Raw genomic sequence first — 1,277 nt, forward strand, 5'->3', positions numbered from 1 at the left:
TGAGGTGCAATCGAATATTGGACCAGAGTCTCTTAATTAGTTGAGGTTGATGTGCTGAGCTTCGTACTGGTTGGGGGTGAGGTATCCGATGGCGGAGTGTTTGCGCTGGTTGTTGTAGTAGGCGTCGATGTAATCGAAGAGTTCGAGCCTGGCATCGGTGGCATCTTCAAAGCAGCCGCCCTGAAGCATCTCGCGCTTGAGCGTGCCCATGAAGGATTCAGTCCAGGCGTTGTCATACGGGTTGGCCCTTGCCGACATGCTCTGGCGGATGCCAGCGTCAGCCAGCACGGCCCTGAAGGCGCTGCTGCCATACTGGCTGCCACGGTCGCTGTGGAAGAGGGTGCGCTGGCTGCGGGTCTGCGGGCGGGACTTCAAAGCCTGCTGTAGAGCGCTTACAACGAGCTCCGAACGCATGTGGGTGTCGAGGCTCCAGCCGATGATGCGCCGTGAGCCCAGGTCGATGACCACTGCGAGATAGAGCCACCGCGAGGTGGTGGGGATGAAGGTGATGTCACCGGCCCAGGCTTCATTGGGCTTGGTGGGCATGGCCTGCTCGGCGAGCAGGTTCTCTGAAGGCCGGTCAGCCCTGCCATCGCTGGTTTTGGGCAGGTAGTTCTTCGGCTGGATGGCACGCAGACCGCTCTGGCGCATGAGACGGCGCAGCCTGGCAGGAGCGCAGACAATGTCGTGGTCCTTGAGTTCCTGCTCAATACGGCGGTAGCCATAGCGGCGGCGGTTGCGTTTGAAGATCTCCTCAATGAGCGGAGAGAGGCGGCGGTCTTCAAGCCGGGTGGCTGTGGCCTCGGCGGCATGGTAGAAGCTGCTGCGTGGGAGCTCCAAGACGTGGCAGATGAGGCGGATGCTGGCCTGTGTCTGTGAGTGAAGCTGCTGGATCATCGTGCGGGTTTGCTCTGGGGTTGAGTGTGAGTGCCGAGGATGACAGCGGCTTTTTTTAAAATGTCGTTCTCCAGGAGGAGCTGGGCGTTGTCCTTGCGCAGGCGGCGCAGCTCGGCGGCTTCGTCCAGCTCGCCTACGGCTCGCTGAACTACGCCGCCGAGCTGCGCGGGGGCGTCTTGCGTGCCCTGGCGCTGGGCCTGAGTCCAGCGGTAAAGGATGCTGGTGCCGATGCCCAGTTCCTGGGCCACTTCAGGCACCGGCCTGCCAAGACCTACCAGTGTCAGGGCACGGTCTTTGAAATCATTGCTGTATCGTTTTCGATTCACGGTCTTCATGGTGCTTGTCCCTTATTCCCCGGTCCAGGATTTTAGCGCACCTCA

At 60.8% G+C, this 1,277-nt stretch carries 2 protein-coding genes; both read right to left on the reverse strand.

The genetic code is table 11. The annotated features are described in order from the left end of the window. Window positions 1-36: 36 nt before the first annotated feature. Entirely contained in the window at window positions 37-897 is an 861-nt protein-coding gene (locus tag AC24GY_RS29420; RefSeq protein WP_487690444.1) for an IS3 family transposase, read from the reverse strand. Then, window positions 894-1,223, reverse strand: coding sequence for a transposase (locus tag AC24GY_RS29425; protein ID WP_487690447.1), 330 nt, complete (start codon window positions 1,221-1,223; stop codon window positions 894-896). The genes AC24GY_RS29420 and AC24GY_RS29425 overlap by 4 nt, the downstream gene beginning before the upstream one ends. Between the last annotated feature and the right edge of the window lie 54 nt (window positions 1,224-1,277).

The organism is Prosthecobacter sp. Pr1 (assembly GCF_057652315.1).

What these genes read in the sequence shown, in the direction of transcription:
- AC24GY_RS29420 (WP_487690444.1), bottom strand. Translation starts at nt 897, where the DNA reads ATGATCCAGCAGCTTCACTCACAGACACAGGCCAGCATCCGCCTCATC.